Source organism: Dyadobacter tibetensis Y620-1 (assembly GCF_000566685.1).
GTDB lineage: Bacteria > Bacteroidota > Bacteroidia > Cytophagales > Spirosomataceae > Dyadobacter > Dyadobacter tibetensis.
In genome coordinates this window covers 35,607-56,455 of sequence record NZ_AZQN01000012.1, presented here as the reverse complement: position 1 = coordinate 56,455, position 20,849 = coordinate 35,607, and the positions used below count along the sequence as shown (strand labels likewise).

Sequence of the window (20,849 nt, the reverse complement as noted above, 5' to 3'; positions counted from 1 at the left end):
GCACAAGGGGGAGGCTCATGGCACCATCGTGACTGCGGGGGCAGCGCTAAATGCCTGAAACTAGCCGATCTGTGGGATAAAATATCGGATATAAATGCGATTTGAGCGATAAAAAGGGGAAAAGCGGCTTATAAAATGCTTATTTTTAGAGCTGAAGATATCCTGCCAAATACTGCTTAATCAAACACGACGCTATGAAATATAGAAGGTATTATTTATTCTGCGCTATCCTATTCCTTTCTTATGGCTGTACTCCCAGCAAATATGCGGATGCATTAAGTCCTGAGGCCTCTTTAAAGAGCATGGATCTTAATCCAGATTTCAAAATAGAAATTTTTGCAGCTGAACCCACCATTATGGATCCTATAGAATTGGTTTTCGACGAATTCGGAAGAGCCTTTGTAATGGAAATGCCCAGTTTTAACAGCCAATCGGAGCCTACTTCTCAAAAAGGGCGTATTCATGTCCTGACCGATTCGGATGGAGATGGAAGAATGGATAAGTCTGTAATTTTCGCTCAGAACCTTATCAGGGCTACTAGTATACTCCCCTGGAGAGGAGGACTCCTATTGGCCGAGGCGGGAGATATCTGGTACTTAAAAGATGAGAATGGAGATTTGAAATCAGACACTAAGGAGAAAATGTTTGAAGGAGGCGGAGAGATCCATCAGAGTGCCCAGATTACCAGTCTGCGGTATGGGATGGATAACTGGGTTTATGCTGCCAATAACGGGGAACTTTCCGAGATTACAGCGGTTTATGGCCGTAATAAGAAAACGGTAAAGCTCCAGGGTTCTGACTTTCGTTTCCGTATGGATCGAGACCTTCTGGAAGCAGAAAATGGCACTTCGGAATGTGGTCAAACTTTTGATGAATGGGGCAATCGCTTTATCACCGATCATAATATCCGGATCCAACAGCTAGTTTTACCCTATCGCTATGCCTACCGAAACGATTTTTTACCTTCCAAAAGGGGAAGTGAGGATATTACCAATGGCGACCATTCCATGTTCCAGGTCACGCCAGCTCCTTACTGGTTGGCCGAACGAACCAGAAGGCGCAATGCGCAATATCAGGAACAGGGGCTCGATCGGGTGGAGTATGCAGAAGACTACTTCAGTAAGGCATCTGGAGGTACAGTTTACACGGGACATACCTTCCCCAAGGCCTATCGTGGCAATTATTTTGTAGGGGATATTTCTGGTAATCTGATACACCGCGATCTTCTGGTCACGGACAGTTTGAGTCCGGCTTTTAAGGCTATAAGGCAAGTAAGAAAGGAGACTAGTAAGGAATTCTTAAGCTCTTCTGACCCGTGGTTTCGCCCTGGAAATTTTACAGTAGGACCCGATGGAGCCTTGTATGTTATCGACTATTATAGACAACATATAGAAGACCCCGACATGGTACCCGAGGATCTGAGAAAGGGGATGGATTTTTCGGAAGGAGACAATAGGGGAAGAATTTATAGAATTAGCCCTAAACAGGCCATACATCCTGATACGGTGGGTGAAATTCCCGGAAAAATGACCTCTCCTGAATTGGTAGCACTGTTGTCGCATCCCAATCAGTGGCAACGTTTACAGGCGCAGCGACTCTTGCTGGAGCGAAAAGATCAAGGCGTAGGAAAGGCACTGTTCGAGCTAATTCATATGGGAAGAAATGCCTTTGGTAGAATGCATGCCTTGTATGTTTTGGAGGGACTCGGCCTATTAAAACAGAGTGAATTGGTAGTGGCTTTAGAGGATTTACATCCTGGGGTACGTCTGAATGCGATCAAATTGGCAGAAACCTTTCCTGCCCTGGCTCAGCATATCGCTCCCATGGTGCACGATTCGTCCTTACAGGTTGCACTCCAGGCCACTTTGAGTTTGGGAAGAACGGATGACCCGTGGGTAATGCCCTTTATGAGGGCAGTTATAGGACATTATGGCCATAATAGATGGTTCCGGGCTGCTGTACTCAGTGGGAAAGCCGGAGAATCCACCCGGTTGCTGGATAGTTTAAAACAGCACTCAAATTATTTCGATAGCACCACTGCCGATCGCATCAAGTTTGTCGAAGACTTTGCCTTTATTCAGGGGGCTAAAAATAGCGACAGGGATATCGTCGCCATGATCAATTGTCTGGCCGATAGTAGCTTGAATTACCATCAGAGCTGGACGGGCTCGGTGATCAGTGGACTTCTTCACGGAAGGAAATATCAGTCAGACAAGCAAAGGTTGGGACCTTTGACCAAGGAGAAGCTTGGCCAGCTGGCCCTGAAATCGGACGATCCGTCAGGGAAGATGCTGGATGCTCTGTTAAAGTAAGCGGAACGTATTTGGAATTTCTAAACACTTAAATAAGATATGAACGACAAAAAATCTAAAGAACAGAATTCCGCTCCTGTTGCTGGTCGCAGGGAGTTTTTGAAAAAAACGGCTGCCGGAACGGCCCTATTCTCACTGGGGGGCATTCTATCTGGGTTCACACCCCGGAGTTATGCGCGAATCATAGGAGCCAATGAGAAAATTTCAGTGGGTGTGATGGGGGTTAATAGTAGGGGTCTTGCCTTGGCAAGCAATTTTGCTCTTCAGCCCAACTGTCAGGTGATATCTATTTCTGATGTAGATTCCCGAGCAGCATCCAAATGTATTGAAACTGTGGACGGAATCCAGAAATCCCGACCCGCCGATATTTCCGATTTCAGAAAGGCCTTGGAAAGCAAGGATATGGATGCGCTTATAATTGCGGCTCCCGATCATTGGCATGCCCCAGCGGCGATCTTAGCCTCTAAAGCGGGAAAACATGTTTATTTAGAAAAACCCTGTAGTCATAACCCTCACGAAGGTGAAATGTTAATGGCTGTTCAGAAGAAATATGGTAATAAGATTCAGATGGGTAACCAGCGACGCTCCTGGCCTAATGTGGCAGCGGCCATCAAAGAGGTGCATGAAGGAGCGATAGGTAAGGTATATTTCTCAAAAGGCTGGTATACCAATAACCGGGAGTCGATTGGAGTGGGTAAAAAGACGGCTGTTCCAGGATGGCTCAACTATGATTTATGGCAGGGGCCGGCTCCACGAAAGGATTTCCAAGACAATGTAATTCATTACAATTGGCATTGGTTTTGGCATTGGGGAACGGGAGAAGCCCTCAATAATGGTACGCATATGCTCGATCTGATGCGCTGGGGAATGCAGGTAGATTACCCCACGAAAGTGACTTCTGCCGGAGGGCGGTATCGTTACCAGGACGACTGGGAAACTCCGGATACACAAGTGATCAATCTTGAATTTGGCGACAAGGGGGCCATGAGTTGGGAGGGTCGAAGCTGTAATGGAAGGACCGTTGAGGGGAGTAGTGTAGGGGTGATTTTTTACGGAGAGAAGGGCTCACTGGAGTTGGATGGGGGGAATTCCTACAAAATTTATGACTTGAAAAATAAATTAGTAAAGGATGTAAAAAATAATCTGGAAATCGACCCTCGTAATAAAATGAATCCTTCCCAGGCTTTGGATGCTTTTCATTTTCAAAATTTTTTCGATGCCATAAAAAATAAGGCAGAATTAAGCTCTGACATTACAGGAGGCCACCAAAGTACACTTCTTGCTCAGCTGGGAAATATTGCTCAACGCACGGGTGGTATGCTCGATATTGATTCCAGCAACGGACATATCCTCCATAATAAAGAAGCGAACAAATTATGGAAAAGATCCTATGAAAAGGGATGGGAACCTACTGTTTAAACGTAGCTGATCCATTTTGTATTCATGGAGGGGGCCCTTATATCTGGCCTCTTTCTTTCTCTTTCGGAAAATAATCCAAGTCCGATTTATAACCCTTGCAATTCATGAACGGTTTAACACAAAAAATAACCGTTGACCAGCTTACCAAACGCCAAACTACCATTTCGATTCTGCTGATCGGGGTGATGTTTTTTATATTTGGATTCGTTTCCTGGGTCAACGCCATTCTGATACCTTATTTCAAAATTGCCTGCGAGCTTAGCAGTGTGCAGGCCTATTTGGTGGCTTTTGCATTCTACATCGCCTATTTTATTATGTCAGTTCCCTCTTCTTACTTACTTAAATCGGTGGGATTTAAGAAGGGGATGATGTATGGTTTTTGGTCCATGGCATTAGGCGCCTTTATCTTCGTTCCGGCTGCCATGCTCCGGCAGTACGAAATTTTTCTGCTCGGCTTGTTTATGATAGGCATAGGACTGGCCATTTTGCAAACAGCAGCAAATCCTTATATTACCATATTGGGAGCCAAAGAAAGAGCGGCTCAACGTATTAGTATCATGGGTATATGCAATAAGGCGGCCGGAATTTTATCGCCTATTATTTTTGCCGCAGTTGTCTTGAGGCCTACCGATACCGACTTGTTTGCTTCTCTGAGTTCCATGACGGAAGTGGATAGAAATACGGCGTTAGACGAATTGATCCGGAGGGTCATCAATCCTTATATTGGTCTGGGCACATTCTTGTTTATTCTGGGATACCTGGTTTACCGTTCGCCCTTGCCCGAATTAGATACAGAGCAGGAGACGGGGGCAGTGGCCACGGCCAATGCATCTAAGACCAGTATTTTCCAGTTTCCGCACCTGATTCTGGGGGCAGTGGCTATTTTCACCCATGTAGGTACCCAGGTGATCGCAATCGATACCATTATCAGCTATGCCGATTCGATGGGGATCGGACTGCTGGAAGCTAAAGTGTTTCCATCGTACACCCTTTTCTGCACCATCTGTGGCTACCTGATTGGTATTGCTACCATTCCGCGTTTTATCAGTCAGGTCAATGCCCTGAGAATATGTACCATCCTGGGCACCATTTTCACCTTGCTCATTATCTATGCGTCTGGAACTATTCAATTCCTTGGCCATACCGCTGATATTTCCATTTGGTTTATTGTCCTCTTGGGTCTAGCCAATTCGCTGGTGTGGGCTGGAATATGGCCCCTGGCTTTAGACGACTTAGGGCGCTTCACCAAGCTAGGTGCTTCAGTGCTGATTATGATGCTCTGCGGCAATGCCATTATGCCTGTGGTTTATGGCTTTTTTGCCGACGTGTATGGAGTGCGCAATGCCTATTGGGTACTTATCCCCTGCTATCTGTTTTTAGTATATTATGCCATTCACGGACATAAGCTCAGAAGATGGGCCTAAAGCATAAGTCCTGTAGCTGAAGGTTTACCCGGCTTAAAAACGAAAGGGAGGGATCACTACATTTTTTGCCGAAAGGCTTGTATATCTAATTATAAATTCATGAAAACTAAAATAATTAATGGAACCATAATAACCCCTTTTCGAGCCATCCGAAATGGAACGATCGTGCTGAACGAAGGGACCATAGAACAGGTTTCTGCCCATGATTTATCGGTTCCGGGAGCGGAAGTGATTGACGCTGGTGGGCACTATGTTGCTCCAGGGTTTATTGATATTCATATTCATGGTGGAGGAGGCTACGATTTCATGGATGGTACTCTGGAAGCATTTCTGAAAATTGCGGAGAAGCATGCAGCTTACGGAACAACCGCCATGGTACCTACCACGCTAACCAGTGAAAAGGAGGATTTACTCAATACATTGGACATGTACCAGTCTGCGTCCGATGCCAATACGCGGGGAGCTCGCTTCCTGGGCATGCACCTGGAGGGACCTTATTTTGCACTTAGCCAACGTGGAGCCCAGGATCCGCGTTATATCCGGAATCCCGATCCTAAGGAATATGAAGAGATTCTGGCACACTCCAATAATATTTCCCGTTGGAGCGCCGCACCGGAACTTCCAGGAGCCATCGATTTTGGTCGGCGTTTAAGGGAAAAAGGAATCTTGGCTGCTATAGCCCATACCGACGCCCTTTACGATGAGGTTTTGGAGGCGTTCGAAAATGGCTATTCCCTGGCAACCCACCTATATTCGGCCATGTCGGGAGTTACCCGTAAAAATGCCTACCGCTATGCGGGTACGATCGAAAGTGCCCTATTGCTGGATATGGACGTAGAAATAATAGCTGACGGGACTCACCTGCCGCCCCCTTTGCTCAAATTAATATGCAAGGTAAAAGGGGTGGACCGGATTGCCCTGATTACCGACGCCATGCGAGCAGCAGGTATGCCCGAGGGGGATAGTATTCTTGGGTCCGTCAAAGGAGGTGTGCGGGTGTTGGTGGAAGATGGTGTAGCGAAGATGCCCGATCGTTCCTCTTTCGCCGGTAGTGTGGCAACTGCCGATCGTTTGGTTCGCACCATGGTGCAGCAAGCCGATGTTTCACTGTTAGATGCCGTTCGAATGATGAGCCTAAGCCCAGCTCGTATGATGGGAGTAGATCAGAAAAAGGGATCTTTGGTACAAGGAAAAGATGCCGACATCGTCATTTTCGATCAAGACATTCGGGTTCAAATGACCATGGTGGAAGGAAGCGTGGTGTTTCAGGAGAATAAGTAAGTCTTAAGTAGTTCAATTTTTATAATTATATAATGGAAAAAGAAGTCTCCGCTTTTACTGTAGACCAATTGCAGGTTCGTATACTTCCCAATCGCCATGAGATGGGCGTAGAGGCAGCCATGTTAGTAGCCAGCCAGATCCAGACCCTCCAGGCTCAACAGCCTGCGGTCAACATAATATTCGCATCTGCCCCCTCGCAAAACGAGTTTTTACAGGCCTTAAGCCAGGATGCGCGCATTGACTGGAGCCGAATAAGAGCTTTTCATATGGATGAGTACATCGGTTTAGCTCCCAACGCTCCCCAGGCATTTGGAAAGTTTTTGAAAGATCGGCTCTTCGATCTGGTACCCATAGAGCAGGTGTATTATCTGGACGGGAATACAGCCGACAGCCATCAGGAGTGTGAACGCTATGCTGCCCTTCTGCAGAAATACCCGGTTGATATCGTCTGCCTGGGTATAGGCGAGAACTGCCACCTCGCATTCAATGACCCCCATGTCGCATTTTTCGAAGATAAAGCTACGGTAAAAGTGGTTGAGCTAGATACCCCTTGCCGGCAGCAGCAAGTTAATGATCAGTGCTTTCCTAGCCTGGAACTAGTACCACGCCATGCATTAACGGTTACCATCCCGGCCTTAATGAAGGCACGCTACGTATTCGGTATTGTTCCTGGTGCCAACAAAGCAACGGCCATAAAAAACACCTTGGAAGAAGATGTCCAGGAGACCTATCCCTCTACGATTTTGACCCAACATCCCAATGCCCTATTATTTATTGATGCCGACAGTGCAGGTAAACTATCCAAAGTCTCGTCTTTTAAGTGAGTCCCATGTTCCTGGACTAGATTTTTAAGTAATTTTTAGATTGAAATTAACACTTAATTAAAAGGTCTGGTCCGTCGGCTAGATTGATTATTTGTAATCCAAACAAAATAGAATGAAGGCAAAACTTTTAACCGCTGCACTTGGCAGTATGTTCGTATTGAATCAAGGATGTAATTCATCGAAAGAGGTAGGGCAGGACAAAAAGCCCCTTAGCCTGATAGTAGTAGAGCCAGGGCATTTTCATGCCGCTTTGGTACAAAAGTCTATGTATGCCGACGTTGACTCCGTGGTCCATGTTTATGCCACGGATGGTCCCGATGTACAGGCTTATCTAGATAAAATAGATAAGTATAACAGCCGTCCGGAAGAGCCAACCTCCTGGGCAGAAGAAGTGTATAAGGGAGATGATTTCCTTGAAAAAATGTTGCAGGAAAAAAAGGGAAATGTCGTGGTTTTGGCTGGGAATAACCAGAAAAAAACGGATATTATCAAAAAATCGGTAGATGCCGGATTAAATGTGCTCGCTGATAAGCCCATGGCTATTGACAGCGAAGGATTCGAATTACTACAAGAGGCTTTTAGCAGTGCAGAAAAAAATAATGTTCTGCTTTACGATATCATGACGGAGCGTTATGAAATCACCAATACCCTCCAGCGGGAACTGGCAGCCATTCCCGAAATATTTGGGGAGATGCAGAAGGGTACTCCTGAAAATCCTGCCGTAATTAAAGAAAGCGTACATCATTTTTTCAAATACATTTCTGGGGAACCATTAGTGCGTCCTACCTGGTTTTTCGATACCAAGCAGCAAGGTGAGGGAATGGTCGATGTGACTAGCCATTTGGTAGATTTGGTTCAGTGGAGTTGTTTCCCTAACGAAAAAATAGATTATCAGAAAGATATAGCCTTGCATTCTGCCAAGCGCATCCCTACTCAATTGACGCCATCTCAGTTTAAAACGGTAACCAAGAGCGATACTTACCCTGAGTTTTTGCAAAAGGATGTGAAGGACTCATTACTGAATGTGTATGCCAATGGAGAAATGACTTACGCCCTGAAAGGGGTAAATGCACGCGTGGCAGTCTATTGGAAATACCAGGCTCCGGAAGGAACAGGCGATACGCATTATTCCATCATGAAAGGTTCGAAAGCCAACTTGGTTGTGCGTCAGGGGAAGGAACAGAACTATAAGCCTGTTCTTTACATTGAGACGGTTTCGAAGGAAGAAGATTATTTGAAAAAGGTTGAAGAAAGTTTCAAGGCAATTGAAGCCAAGTTCCCGGGAATAGCCTTGAAGAAAATTACCAAGGGTTGGGAGCTGATTATACCAGAAAAGTACGACAACGGACATGAAGCGCATTTTGCTCAAGTGGCCAACAAGTATATGGAATATCTGAAAGAAGGTAAGCTGCCAGATTGGGAGGTACCCAATATGATTTCAAAATATTACACGACTACCTCGGCCCTTAAAATGGCGATGGAGAAGTAGCGCTGTCAGACCATAAAAAAAATAGGGCTGCCCGGTTGGTGCAGCCCTATTTTTTTTATGGTAAAAGTTAAAGGATTATCTCAAATCCACCACTTCTACTCCTGGATATTGTTTGCTGTTAAAACTAAAATAGCTATCTGCCACCGCCAAATTCGGCTGAAACTGATCTACGGTATAAGTCACATTACTGCCATTTTTTTGAAAGATCTTCCAGTTTTTTATGGTCTTGTCTGCCTTATCGATCAGGAGTTCTACACGTGCCACCTGACTATTTTTGTTGGTCGATATAAGCTGCACCATCTCCAGCGTTTTACCTCCTTGTTTCGTTTCCTTAATAAAGGCATGTTTATAGCCATTTTTATATGCGCTATATATTTTGGTAGGATCCAATTCCCCAGCCTCGGCCGGATCGAAATCCTGAAGATTCACCTCGTTGGTTTCCTTGATATAGGTTGCCATAAGTTTACCATCGTTATAGATTTCCTGCCCTGCTATCTTTAGCCGGTATTTAGATCCTTTTACGGTAACATCACCTTTTAGAGCTTTGCCACCCTCTGGGGTATAGGTGAAGAGCGCTTTAAAAGACTTCATGTTCTGATACTTGCTGCTCATGGCATCCAAGATAGCGGTCGATTTTTTGTCAGACTGAGCCTTAGACTCCGCTAAAAAACTTAGAGATATCAGGCTGAAAAATAGGGCAATGGTCTTAATTTTCAAATGCTTCATTTGTTAGTGGGTTCCTTTTTGTCAATGTTATAAAACGCAAGTATTGATTGCTCGGTATGTATTTGGACGATTTTGTTGCACGAAGGTTTAATGGGTAGAGGGTATATCTTAGCTAATGCCCATTACCCTGAGGTGCTCTTCCAGGCCAGACAGGTCGTGGAACATTACATCCCTGGCCTTGCTACCTGTAAACGGCCCCACCACGCCAATCATTTCCAACTGATCCATGATGCGTCCAGCACGGTTATAGCCCAGTTTCATTTTTCTTTGTATCAATGAAGTACTTCCCTGCTGGTGGTTTACGATAAGCCGGGCTGCTTCGGGTAATAAGGCGTCAAAATCATCCGTGTTAATTTCGCCTTTACCATCGGAACCGTCTTCATCTTCATATTCTGGCAAGGCATAGGCATCACTATATCCTCGTTGTGTTCCAATAAAGTCGCAGACATCTTCGATTTCCCTTGTATCAATAAAGGGGCATTGTAACCTGATCACTTCCGAATTGATAGATAAGAGCATATCTCCCTGCCCTACAAGCTGTTCGGCACCACCTGCGTCTAAAATGGTTCGGGAGTCAATGCTGGAAGTCACCCTAAAGGAAAGTCTGGCGGGAAAATTAGCCTTGATCAGACCGGTTATGACCTTTACCGAGGGTCGTTGTGTAGCCACGACCAGGTGAATTCCTACGGCCCTTGCCAGCTGTGCCAGCCTCGCTATAGGCGTTTCTACCTCTTTCCCTGCAGTCATCATCAAATCGGCGAGCTCATCGATTACTAATACAATATATGGCAGGAATTTATGACCCTTCTCCGGACTGAGACGTCGTTGAGCAAATTTGGCATTATATTCCTTTAAGTTTCGTACGGCCGCCTCTTTTAGCAAATCGTAGCGGTTGTCCATTTCTATGCATAAGGAGTTCAGGGTGAATATCACCTTCTTTGTATCTGTAATAATGGCTTCTTCCGAATTTGGCAATTTGGCCAGAAAATGTCTTTCCAGCTTATTGAAAAGGGTAAGTTCTACCTTTTTAGGGTCTACCAATACAAATTTTAGTTCTGCCGGGTGCTTCTTATATATTAAAGATGCCAGAATCACATTGAGACCAACTGACTTCCCTTGTCCTGTAGCCCCGGCCATAAGCAAGTGGGGCATCTTGGCTAGATCAGCGATATGGATCTCATTAGAAATAGTTTTCCCTAATATGACGGGAAGGTCATAGGTCGATTTCTGGAAACGTTCGTTAGATAAGACCGAATGGATGAATACCGTTTCTCTGTTCTTGTTAGGGACTTCTATACCTATGGTTCCTCTACCGGGCATAGGGGCAATGATGCGTATCCCAAGGGCAGCCAGGCTAAGGGCAATGTCGCCTTCCAGGTTCTTAATTTTAGATATTCTCACGCCCGCTTCCGGGATAATCTCATATAAGGTGACAGTGGGCCCGATGGTCGCCTTTATTTTAGATATATTAATTCCATAACTCCCCAGGGTTTCAACAATACGAATTTTGTTACTTTCCAATTCCTCCTGAGTTACTTTTTCTTGGTTGTCGACGGCATCATTGAGAAGGTCGGTACCCGGAAATTGGTACTGTGGGAGGTCTAAAGTAGGGTCATACTGCCCGAACTCCCTTAAAATGGAAGCGTTTGCGTCTTCTTCTTCTACCGGATGCTGGCTCAGGGGGAGAGTCACAGGTGTGTTCTCCATTTCTAGTTCAAGCTGGAGTTCTACATCTTTCTTTTTTGAAGGGATCGCAGTAAGGGTAGGAGGATCCATGAATTCGTCGTCGGCCTGATTGGTGCCAGCCGATGGCTCGGATACCGGCTCTTCCTTCACTTCATCATCTCTGTCTTCTAATTCAGTGTCTTCGCTATCCGATGTTAAGGGTTCCGACTTATCAGCTTCCTCTTCTGTCTCCAGGTTTACCAATGGAGGCTCATCGTCATAAGTCTGGTCGACGATAGACTGATATTCCTTATTTGCAGAAGTAGATTCGGTAGTACTTTCTGCCGCCTCGGCAGCAGGGTTGGCGAGGGTTTCCGCTTCTTTTTCCCGATTCTTCTCTACCCATGCCTCGTAACGTTCTTTGGCATCGTAGAAATAAACAGCGAATACAAAGAGAGAGAAAATGATAGGTATAATACTGCCCCATTTCAACCAATCGAAAAGATACAGATTAAGCGCATATCCCATCCCACCTGCCAGAAAGCTTAGGTTATTCTCCGTACCACTCATCATTACCAGATAGCCCATCAGGGTACTGATCCAGATGGTAAAGAAAATCACCTCTTTGGTTGTGCGTGCAATGGGTGCCAGCTCCTTACCAAAGGCAATCTTCCATCCCGCCACGAAGGCCAATATGGGAATAAGCAATGAACCCAGCCCAAACCATCTATATACAAAAATATGCGAGATGGTAGCCCCCAACACCCCCAGAACGTTCCTGGTCTGCTTGCCTGCATCTCGTATCGAGAGCTGGCTCAGTCCATCTACCACACTTTGGTCGGTAAGGCCGGTGAAAATATGAGAAGCGAAAGAAACCTCTAGTAGCAGGGCTAGTAAAATAAAAAACATGCCCCAGGCTAAGGTACTTTTAGGGCTCGTAAATGCCTGATCCCAGTCGATAAAAAGTTGTCGACGGTTTTCCGAGGATTCTTCCGATTTCTTTCTGTTATTGCTTGTTCTTGGCTTATTTATGGACATTTATCTGCAGCGGTCATATTCAAAATTGTGTGAAGTGCTGTTTGCTTAACGAAAAAAGGTCATGAACGAATCAATGATTTACATATTCTTTTCACTACTCCTGGGCCTTCAAAGATAAATCCGGAGTACAGTTGAACCAACTTAGAACCTGCTTTCATCTTATCTTTAGCATCTTCTGGAGAGGCTATTCCACCAACTCCAATAACAGGAAATGCATTTCCCGACTTCTCGCAAAGATAACGAATAACTTCCGTTGCTCTATGTTTGAGCGGTTGCCCACTCAGTCCACCCGCACCAATGCGGTCAATTTCTGTTTGGGGGGTGCGGAGGTTGGCCCTGCTGATGGTGGTGTTGGTAGCGATGACCCCGGCAATACCCGTATGGGTTACGATCTCAATAATGTCGTCTAGCTGGCTATCGGTCAGGTCCGGAGCTATTTTGAGGAAGATAGGTTTGGGAGCCATCCGTTCCTTATTCTTGGTTTGCAAGGTCTGCAAAAGTGCCATCAATGGTTCCTTTTCTTGCAAGTCCCTTAGTCCGGGAGTATTTGGTGAACTTACGTTTACGACAAAATAGTCTACTACATCAAACAATTCCCTAAAGCAGATCAAGTAATCGCTCAATGCCTGATCGTTGGGAGTATCCTTGTTTTTGCCAATATTTCCGCCTATCAGGATTTTAGATTTTCTGTATTTCAATTTGGCAGCTGCTACCGCTGCCCCCTTGTTATTAAAACCCATGCGATTGATCAGTCCCTGGTCTTGCTTTACCCTGAAGAGCCTGGGTTTTTCGTTGCCTGGCTGAGGGCGGGGAGTTACCGTTCCTATTTCGATAAAACCAAATCCCAGCGCTTCCAGCTGATCGACCATTTCGGCATTTTTATCGAATCCGGCAGCGAGTCCCACGGGGTTACGAAACCTTAGTCCTGCAACTTCTTGCACCAGGTCCGGGTGTTCAAAGGTATATAGCTTGCGCATCAGCTCAGGAACAAAGGGGATCTTGAATGCAACATGCAGGGCGTCACAAACGAAGTGATGCACACGCTCGGCATCGAATAAAAAGAGTATCGGAGAGATCAATAGTTTATACATGATGCAAAAATAGGATGTTCGCATGAAGTGGCGGGCTGCTCGCTCATTTTTATTTTATAACCTTCCTGAATTATTTTAAAAGGATTGCGCTTCGAGGACTTCGGACTTTATCCTACCCGGGAAAGTCTTGATTTTACATGATGAAAGACTTCGAATAGTAGGGTACAGCGTTGACCACAGAAGAGAAAGAGCAAAACCGGCAGATGTCAAGCAATAATACGGCTGTTCTTGCAAAAATGGAATGACATTCAGTTAGCCGAGCACCCTAGCAAATCTACCGATCGGAGAGATAATCTTTCAGACATTTAATCTACAATTGTCAACCCGGAAGAATGTGAGGCTTGTGGATCATAATTGGTTGAAAGGATGCGGAATGGAAACAAGGCAATGCTGAAAAGCGATGGTTTGTCTTCATAATATAGGCTTTGATGTGTGTATGATTAATCAATTGAGTATTTTTAATTAATTATTGTATATTATTGCAATTGTATATAAGTTGCTAGAAAAATACATTATAATATAAATATGATCAAAAAAATGTATGGATCTGGACAATTTATTTTTGATACTTAATGAACATAAATGTTCAAACTACTTGTATGGAAACGTAGGAAAATAACAAACTCAACTCACTTACTTGCCGCGAAGGGGAGGTGTTGCTGCTTGTTGCCAGGGTTTTTTCCAGTCAGGAAATCGCTGATGGGTTGATTTAACCTCGGAGCGTGTGAAAAATTATTGTAATCGGATCGGCATTAAATTGGATATCTTAGGCAGGGACTGCCTGGACAGGTACGGCCGCAGAAAAAGGGGATTTCTTTCCGAAATACACCTTTCATTTTACACCTCCCTATAAATCCTTTATTTAGTCCTATTGTAACTACTAATTATTGTATGAATTAATAACTTAATGTAGCAATTTATTATTATGTGTCCTAGATATGTACAATGAATGCCCCCGCCACAAGTATGGAAGCCTGGTGAGCGGAGCGTTCGAGTATAGTTGGAATCATTTTTCGTAAAAAATGTAGCAAAGTTTTGAAAACTAGACTTGAAATTCTATATGGACTTGACAAAATATATCGAAAGGTTGGATCGGCTTCATCGATTGATTAGCAGAAAGGCAACAGGTTCTCCCGCTGATTTGGCCGCAAAGTTAAATATCTCAAAAAGAGCTTTGCACGAATACCTAGGCGTTATGCGTGAAATGGGAGCCCCGATTGTTTTTTGCCATAGTCGGCGTACTTACTATTATGAACGCTCGGTCAAGTTTAACATGGGTTTTCAGGAATTGAATGATGAGAAAGCTCAGTCGAGTGAATGAGGATTCCCTCATATCTCCCCGATTTTCCTAAAGAAATATTGCCGGTGCATAAATAGTGCACCGGTTGAACCTAAGTTTATGTTTTATAGCTAAGGCCATTAAATGTTAGCTATGTAACTACCAATGCAATTCAGTGGATGAAAAAATCTCTGCTTTTCTACCCGGCCAATATTCAAAGCCATGTGATTCCAGCCATGAATCTAGCAGTTCAGCTGAAAGATAAATATGAGATTCATGTGCTCGTGATGGATGAAAAATTAGCCGATATCGTCCGTAGCCATGGCTTTTGTCCGATTATGATCAGTCCTTTTAAAGTGGGCATCGGCCATGAGGCAGGTTACCTGAAAGAAAAAGGACGAAAATATACGCTCTGGCATATCCTGTTGGCCATGCGTAAAAATGTACTTTTCCAGAATAGAATCATCGAGTTGCATCACCTCGTCCACCATTTAAACCCTGTGGGCATTATTGTTGATATCTTTAACAGTACTGAGCTGTTTCCGTTGCATCATATCTTTCCGCAAACTTCTCTGATTTGTTTTAACCCCATGCTTTCGACTTATAAAGTGGACGGGTTTCCAACCGTTTCCGAACGGTCCTGGTCGACTGCTAATACCAAAGATTACAAAATACATCAAAAAGGACAGATCTTTCAGGGATGGACTACCTGGATTGGGTCTTTGTTCAGATGGGTTTATGCCAATCAGTTAAAAAAGCTTTTAGCACATTCTAAATTGGGAGAAAGGAATAGGATGACTGAAAACGCAACTTATACCATTTTGTTTGATAATATTCCGGAGGTGCTGCTTGCTCCGCTCGAACTCGAACTTTCTCCGAAAATCAAATTACCATCCCAACATTACTTGGGACTTTGCTTGAATAAAGATCGAGTTGACTTGGGTGTTGATGAAGGCTTTCAGGAATGGTTTCAGCGTTTGTTGCATAAAAAGAAGGAAGATGTTAAAATTATTTATTGCAGTTTCGGCACGTTTTATGTAGACTCGAATCCAATGGTGTTGCAATTTTTGAACCATTTACTTACCGCGATCGAACAACTTACTATCCCTGTTGAGTTTATATTTTCTATTAAAACTCAGATTAAACAAACGTTACTTTACCAGCGGCGGTTAGCTCCGAATGTTCACTTTTTTGCAAAAGTGCCGCAGCTTCAAGTGCTGGAAAACGCTGATCTGCACATTACGCATGGAGGTTTGGGTTCTATTAAGGAGAGTATTTATTACGAAGTTCCGATGCTCGTTTATCCTCTGGACCTGGTATATGACCAAAATGGCAATGGCCTTAAAGTCGAGCATCATGGATTAGGTTTACGCGGAGTGTTTAATCAGGATAAACCATCACAGATCACTGAAAAGATAGTTATGCTTTTGGAAGATAGGATATTCAGAGAAACTATCGAAAAATTCAATCACGATATACAAGTTAAATATCCGGGAGATTTTATTACAAATACTATTGATAAACTGATCAGTCAACATGAATCCATTTGAACGAAATGCACTTGATGCATTATCCCAATTGCTTAAATCGGCGGATGTGAAAATTACAAAAAGCAGGCTGGGCAGCATCCTCATGAGGCATCCTCATTTTCCCAGCCTGGCATCTCTGAAAGACACATTGTCCGACTGTAAAATTAAAACAATTGCGGCACGGGGTACAATTGGGAAACTATCGGGCATCCCACTGCCTGCACTTGTTTTTTTAACAATAGAAGGAGGTATTTTCGCACCAGTCAGGAGGGTTACGGATAGCCATGTAGAATGGTATCATACGCAAAATGGATGGCAAAATGATACGTTGTATGGATTTGAACAGAAATGGAGCGGAGCTCTTTTATTGATTGAACCTACCCAGGATTCTAATGAACAGAATTATTATTTCAAACGTATACAAGAACATATTACTAGCGCTCTTGGTCCTTTCGTAAGCATTCTGTTTGTAACTTTTATTGTTTTTTTATTTTGGAAACAATACGGCACGTTTAGTATGCATGAAGCAGGAGAAGCCAGCTTACTTGTTTCTATAAAACTCATTGGTGCCATATTATCCGGATTGCTAGTATGGCAAGGTATTGATTTGACAGGAGCGTCAGTATTAAGGCCTGCTTTTAATATGATTCATGAAAGGAGTGGGAGGAATAACCTGATACAATCAAAAGCTGCATTTCTGTTTTATGGGATAAGTTATTCAGAAACCGGGTTGATATATTTTTGCGGCACAACGCTAGGAATAATGGTGGCTGCGATATTTAAAGAGCATATTTATTATCAGATATTTCTTTTCAACTTGGCTAGTCTCCCATTTACAGTTTACCTTTTTTATATACAGTTTAACAGGGCAAAAGAATTCTGCCTTTTGTGTAGCGCAATCCTGATTATGTTCTGGATGGAGTTTGTGGTTTGTTGCTATTTTTGCACAATGGATGGTTTTATACAAGGTTTTGGAGGGTTGACCCTTATTCCCTCTTTATTATTTACGATTGCTTTGTACTTCCTGATCAAACCGTTCATTGCTGCGAAGCGTGAAAGAGATAATGTACTGCGGGAATTTAAAAAAATGAAGTTTAATCAGGCCTTAATTGATGGGATTTTGAAAAATAAAACCCAGTTACCACCAGTTTTTGACGGGATGAAAATACTTTGCATTGGAGATTCGTCTGCTGAACTGGGCATTACTTTGGTGTATGGACCTACCAATCCTGAATCTGCAAAATTACATCAGCAATTGAAAGCACAATTCAATAACCTTAACAATTTTCGCTGGCAAATCATTTTTCTGCCGACAAGTCTACTTGATGCTGAAATCATTGATGCCCTGTTAAATTGCCCCGCCCAAGCTTCTGTACACGCACTGGAAAAGTGGTTTTCTGATATAGATCAGCCAGTCGAAAAGTGGAAAAGGGCTCTCGGTAATGAAACAGCGACATTGAAAGACGAATTCAAGACTCAGGTATCCTTGCACAGCAACTGGTGTAATCTGGCTAAAATATCAGCCATTCCGTCCATTTTTATAAATGACGCAGCGATACCAACCATTTATCAAACACACGATTTACCCATTTTGATTCATTCTGCTACGAAGCTGCACCAACAGGCACAAAAAAGAAGTTTGCCATCTGGTATGAAGATCATCACCTGTATAACGAATCCGGAAGAGATCGGATATAAACATGCACTCAAGGCTTCCTGTCATTTTTTTAATTTGGAACTGATCACTTTAATTCATCCAGGTCAATGGGATAGTCACCGGCATAAAGATACTTATTTGAAACAATACCTGCTTTCGTTGCCAGGAGACGAAGTGATTTTTTTTACGGATGGTTACGATACCATTCTATTGGGCGGCGAAAAGGAGATTATGGAACGATACAGACGTATTGCACCAGATGGAGGAATTGTTATTTCTTCAGAGAAAACGTGTTATCCGGACCCAAATCTTGCCAATACTTATCCTATGACCAATACACCTTACCGTTTTTTGAATTCGGGAGGGATAATTGGCACCGCTGCTGACATACTGAATGCGCTGGACGAAATTGAGCAAATGAAATCACATCTTACCGATGATCCTTTTCAATTTAGCAATCAGTATTTGTGGACCCGTATCATGTTGAAAGAGGGAAATTCTCGAATAAAGCTTGACGTAAACTGTGAATTATTTCAAACCTTCCCGACGACCATGGAAACGGTAAGGAAATTCCAGTCGGTGTCGGATATTGATGAAAAGAAAAACATAGTAATGACTGAAATGCAGGTAATACTACATGATTTTGAGGTGAATGAAGGGCGAAACATTTATAACAAAATTACCGGCACCTATCCTTTGCACCTTCATTTTAATGGTCCGGTGATGAAGCCAGGGATGTTAGTTCAACCGTTTTTATCTTTTATTAACAAGGTAAATCAGCCAACTAGTACACAAGAAAGGTCTATTATAGACGACGTTTCCGTCAAGGAATAGCCCATCAATAAATCTAAAGATTAATAATGGGTTACATCCTCTTCATCTATAGTTTTTGATATAGTGTATCACTACATTTTTATTCAATATCCTAGTAGTTATTTGGCAATTCATATTCGGGTTTGACTTAAAAACAATTATTTTATGATTTCATTTTCTTTCAAAAAGATCGGGTATTGGATTATAATCCTGTCATTGGTCATGTTTTTTTTCGTCATGTTAAATTTTGACTTCTTTTCACCATTGATGGAGACATGGGTTGGGGTTCTTAAATGGTTAGGCCTTAGCGGTTTGATTTTGGTTATTATTTCGAAAGAGAAAAAACAAACAGCTGAAATAGAAAGGTTAAGGTACCGTTGGTTCTTTCAGACGTTTTTTGGAGTATTACTAATGATCGTAGTGTTTTCGCTGTCCAACTTACTTGTTACAGACGATGCGGTTAGTGTGGATAAAGCCTTGACTTATCTTAAAGACAATGACCTTTTTAAATTTTCCGTTATTTTTCTGACAGTACATTTTTTTGCTTTCCGTAGGGAATTAAGAAAAATGGGCAACATTCTTTAAAACCATACAGTTTTTACAATACATGAAGGCAGGATTAAATAAAAAGCTGTAAATGTGTATCTACATATTAATTGGATTGTTCAGTGGCCCTATTGTTGCTAAAGCCTACGCTATAATTAAGAATTTATTTATTTCCTGGTTTGAGTAGTGGACGATAAACGTCATCACCTCGTTTAACCTAGGCAGAGTGTATAGTTTATACCTGCAACAAATAACCTATTGCGAGGGAAAGTAAAATCGAAAAACTGGCTGGTTGAAGTAGTTCTGGTGAGAAAGTAATATTTTTTAAATATATTTTACAAAAATATAGCCAGTGCAATTATAGTGCACTGGCTATATTTAGCTTTACGACATCATCATTAAAATGCTGTTGGCCAACGAAATCAGGTGATGGTTTTAATATTTTTATCACTTTATATTTATCAACATGAAGTTACAAGCTATTGACTTGGAAATGTATGGGATGGCAGAGTTATCTCTGGAAGATCAACTCTGCATCAATGGAGAGTACTCCTGGAATGAATTTTGTAATGATGTAGGCTATGGAGCAGGGTCTTGCGTAGCATATGCAACAAATGCAGCAAGCATCATTAATGAGATGATGGTAGATGCACTTACAGGTAAGGCAATCGAAAGGATATTTAGGAAATGATTTCTTTTTAACCAAATGATATTTATATGACGAATTTAGCAAATATCAATATAGAAGAGACTGATATTTTGAACTCGGAAGATTTACTTATAATCTCAGGTGGAGAAATAGTAGTAAGTTCAGGTGATGCAGCTGGAATAGCTCACCGATCGGCCCAATTGTTGGAAGGCATAGTTAAATCTTGGAATGCCTTCTGTTCGGGGTTTAGTTCAGGATATAAAGATCACATAAAATAAGGATTCAATTAATCTATTAACAAGTGTGGGTGATTTTTTGCATCCACTCTTGTTAAAAAGGAACATAATAAATGATTCAGGAAATATTTGAGTTTTTTAAAAAGCCGTATTCTTTTTACTCTATTGGGGAAAATCAAAGATTGAAAGAACGAATTTTCTCATTAAAAAACGCTTATTTTTTTTGCCTTTGCTCAACCTTTATTATTGTTTTGATCATCGCAGGAATTGAAATGTTTTTAAGGTCAAAATTTGGTTTTTCTATAAGCAAAAACCTTACAAATGGGAGAAAGGAGTTTTTAGTAAGCAATTCCCCTTTTATCGGTTTTTTGAAGCTCTGCATAATTGGACCATTGAATGAAGAAATTATGTTTAGACTACCCCTCATAACAAAAAATAAATTTTTGAGATATATTATTTTTGCTATAATTCTTGAATATATTTTTCCGCAATTTTTTCAACTACATATCTCCTTTTTGCAGTATAATATTGCTTTGTTTGTTATTTTGGCGATAATATTGTTTTCAAATAGCAGATATAAAGGGCAAACCTATTTTTTTCAGTCCGATAAAAGAAGTAATTATTTATGCTGGATATTAATAATTGTATTTTCACTAATTCACTTAGGGAACTTCACTCCGATTTACTGGTCTTATCTATATATATATCCTATTTATATTCTTCCTCAGTTCATGTATGGAATTGTATTTAGTTTTTTTGCTATTAAATATAATTCCTTCTTCCTTCCTTTTTTTTTGCATGTTACTATTAACGTAACACCTGAAATTTTCAAATGGTTCAGTGATTTATTTTAAAAAAGGTTAAATTATCG

General features: G+C 42.3%; 15 protein-coding genes. 12 read left to right on the top strand and 3 right to left on the bottom strand.

The window, feature by feature from the left end; all coding sequences use genetic code 11:
• Positions 1-194: 194 nt before the first annotated feature.
• The 6 genes from X939_RS0121245 (at position 195) to X939_RS0121220 (ending at position 8,749) form a co-directional block, all read left to right on the top strand.
• Positions 195-2,312: a PVC-type heme-binding CxxCH protein gene (locus X939_RS0121245; RefSeq protein ID WP_025765291.1), complete on the top strand. Its 2,118-nt coding sequence runs from the start codon at positions 195-197 to the stop codon at positions 2,310-2,312.
• 39 nt (positions 2,313-2,351) lie between these two features.
• Positions 2,352-3,731, top strand: coding sequence for a Gfo/Idh/MocA family protein (locus X939_RS0121240; protein WP_025765290.1), 1,380 nt, complete (start codon positions 2,352-2,354; stop codon positions 3,729-3,731).
• A 104-nt stretch (positions 3,732-3,835) separates the two neighbouring features.
• Positions 3,836-5,155, top strand: coding sequence for a sugar MFS transporter (locus tag X939_RS0121235; protein WP_025765289.1), 1,320 nt, complete (start codon positions 3,836-3,838; stop codon positions 5,153-5,155).
• A gap of 99 nt (positions 5,156-5,254) precedes the next feature.
• Positions 5,255-6,436: an N-acetylglucosamine-6-phosphate deacetylase gene (gene nagA, locus X939_RS0121230; protein WP_025765288.1), complete on the top strand. Its 1,182-nt coding sequence runs from the start codon at positions 5,255-5,257 to the stop codon at positions 6,434-6,436.
• 32 nt (positions 6,437-6,468) lie between these two features.
• On the top strand, positions 6,469-7,260 hold the full coding sequence (locus X939_RS0121225; protein ID WP_025765287.1) for a glucosamine-6-phosphate deaminase: 792 nt from the start codon (positions 6,469-6,471) through the stop codon (positions 7,258-7,260).
• Positions 7,261-7,372: 112 nt separating this feature from the next.
• Complete coding sequence (locus tag X939_RS0121220) at positions 7,373-8,749, top strand: putative oxidoreductase C-terminal domain-containing protein (protein ID WP_025765286.1); 1,377 nt, start codon at positions 7,373-7,375, stop codon at positions 8,747-8,749.
• Between the two features lie 75 nt (positions 8,750-8,824).
• On the opposite strand, the gene lolA1 is transcribed toward X939_RS0121220, so the two are convergent.
• From lolA1 to X939_RS0121205, 3 genes are all read right to left on the bottom strand, one after another.
• On the bottom strand, positions 8,825-9,475 hold the full coding sequence (gene lolA1 / locus X939_RS0121215) for an outer membrane lipoprotein periplasmic chaperone LolA1 (protein ID WP_084299603.1): 651 nt from the start codon (positions 9,473-9,475) through the stop codon (positions 8,825-8,827).
• Positions 9,476-9,583: 108 nt separating this feature from the next.
• A complete protein-coding gene (locus X939_RS0121210) occupies positions 9,584-12,178 on the bottom strand; it encodes a DNA translocase FtsK (RefSeq protein WP_044200268.1) in 2,595 nt (864 codons plus the stop codon).
• A gap of 59 nt (positions 12,179-12,237) precedes the next feature.
• Positions 12,238-13,269 (bottom strand): quinone-dependent dihydroorotate dehydrogenase, encoded by a 1,032-nt coding sequence (locus X939_RS0121205; protein ID WP_025765283.1) that lies wholly within the window; start codon positions 13,267-13,269, stop codon positions 12,238-12,240.
• Between the two features lie 1,060 nt (positions 13,270-14,329).
• Between X939_RS0121205 and X939_RS0121200 the strand changes: the two genes are divergently transcribed.
• From X939_RS0121200 to X939_RS0121170, 6 genes are all read left to right on the top strand, one after another.
• Entirely contained in the window at positions 14,330-14,590 is a 261-nt protein-coding gene (locus X939_RS0121200) for an HTH domain-containing protein (protein WP_025765282.1), read from the top strand.
• 137 nt (positions 14,591-14,727) lie between these two features.
• Complete coding sequence (locus X939_RS0121195; RefSeq protein ID WP_025765281.1) at positions 14,728-16,098, top strand: glycosyltransferase; 1,371 nt, start codon at positions 14,728-14,730, stop codon at positions 16,096-16,098.
• On the top strand, positions 16,085-18,568 hold the full coding sequence (locus tag X939_RS0121190) for a vitamin K epoxide reductase family protein (protein ID WP_025765280.1): 2,484 nt from the start codon (positions 16,085-16,087) through the stop codon (positions 18,566-18,568). Before X939_RS0121195 ends, X939_RS0121190 begins: the two co-directional genes overlap by 14 nt.
• A 991-nt stretch (positions 18,569-19,559) precedes the next feature.
• Entirely contained in the window at positions 19,560-19,784 is a 225-nt protein-coding gene (locus X939_RS0121180) for a hypothetical protein (RefSeq protein ID WP_025765278.1), read from the top strand.
• 26 nt (positions 19,785-19,810) lie between these two features.
• On the top strand, positions 19,811-20,020 hold the full coding sequence (locus X939_RS0121175; protein WP_025765277.1) for a hypothetical protein: 210 nt from the start codon (positions 19,811-19,813) through the stop codon (positions 20,018-20,020).
• A gap of 71 nt (positions 20,021-20,091) precedes the next feature.
• Positions 20,092-20,832: a CPBP family glutamic-type intramembrane protease gene (locus tag X939_RS0121170; RefSeq protein WP_025765276.1), complete on the top strand. Its 741-nt coding sequence runs from the start codon at positions 20,092-20,094 to the stop codon at positions 20,830-20,832.
• Positions 20,833-20,849 lie beyond the last annotated feature (17 nt).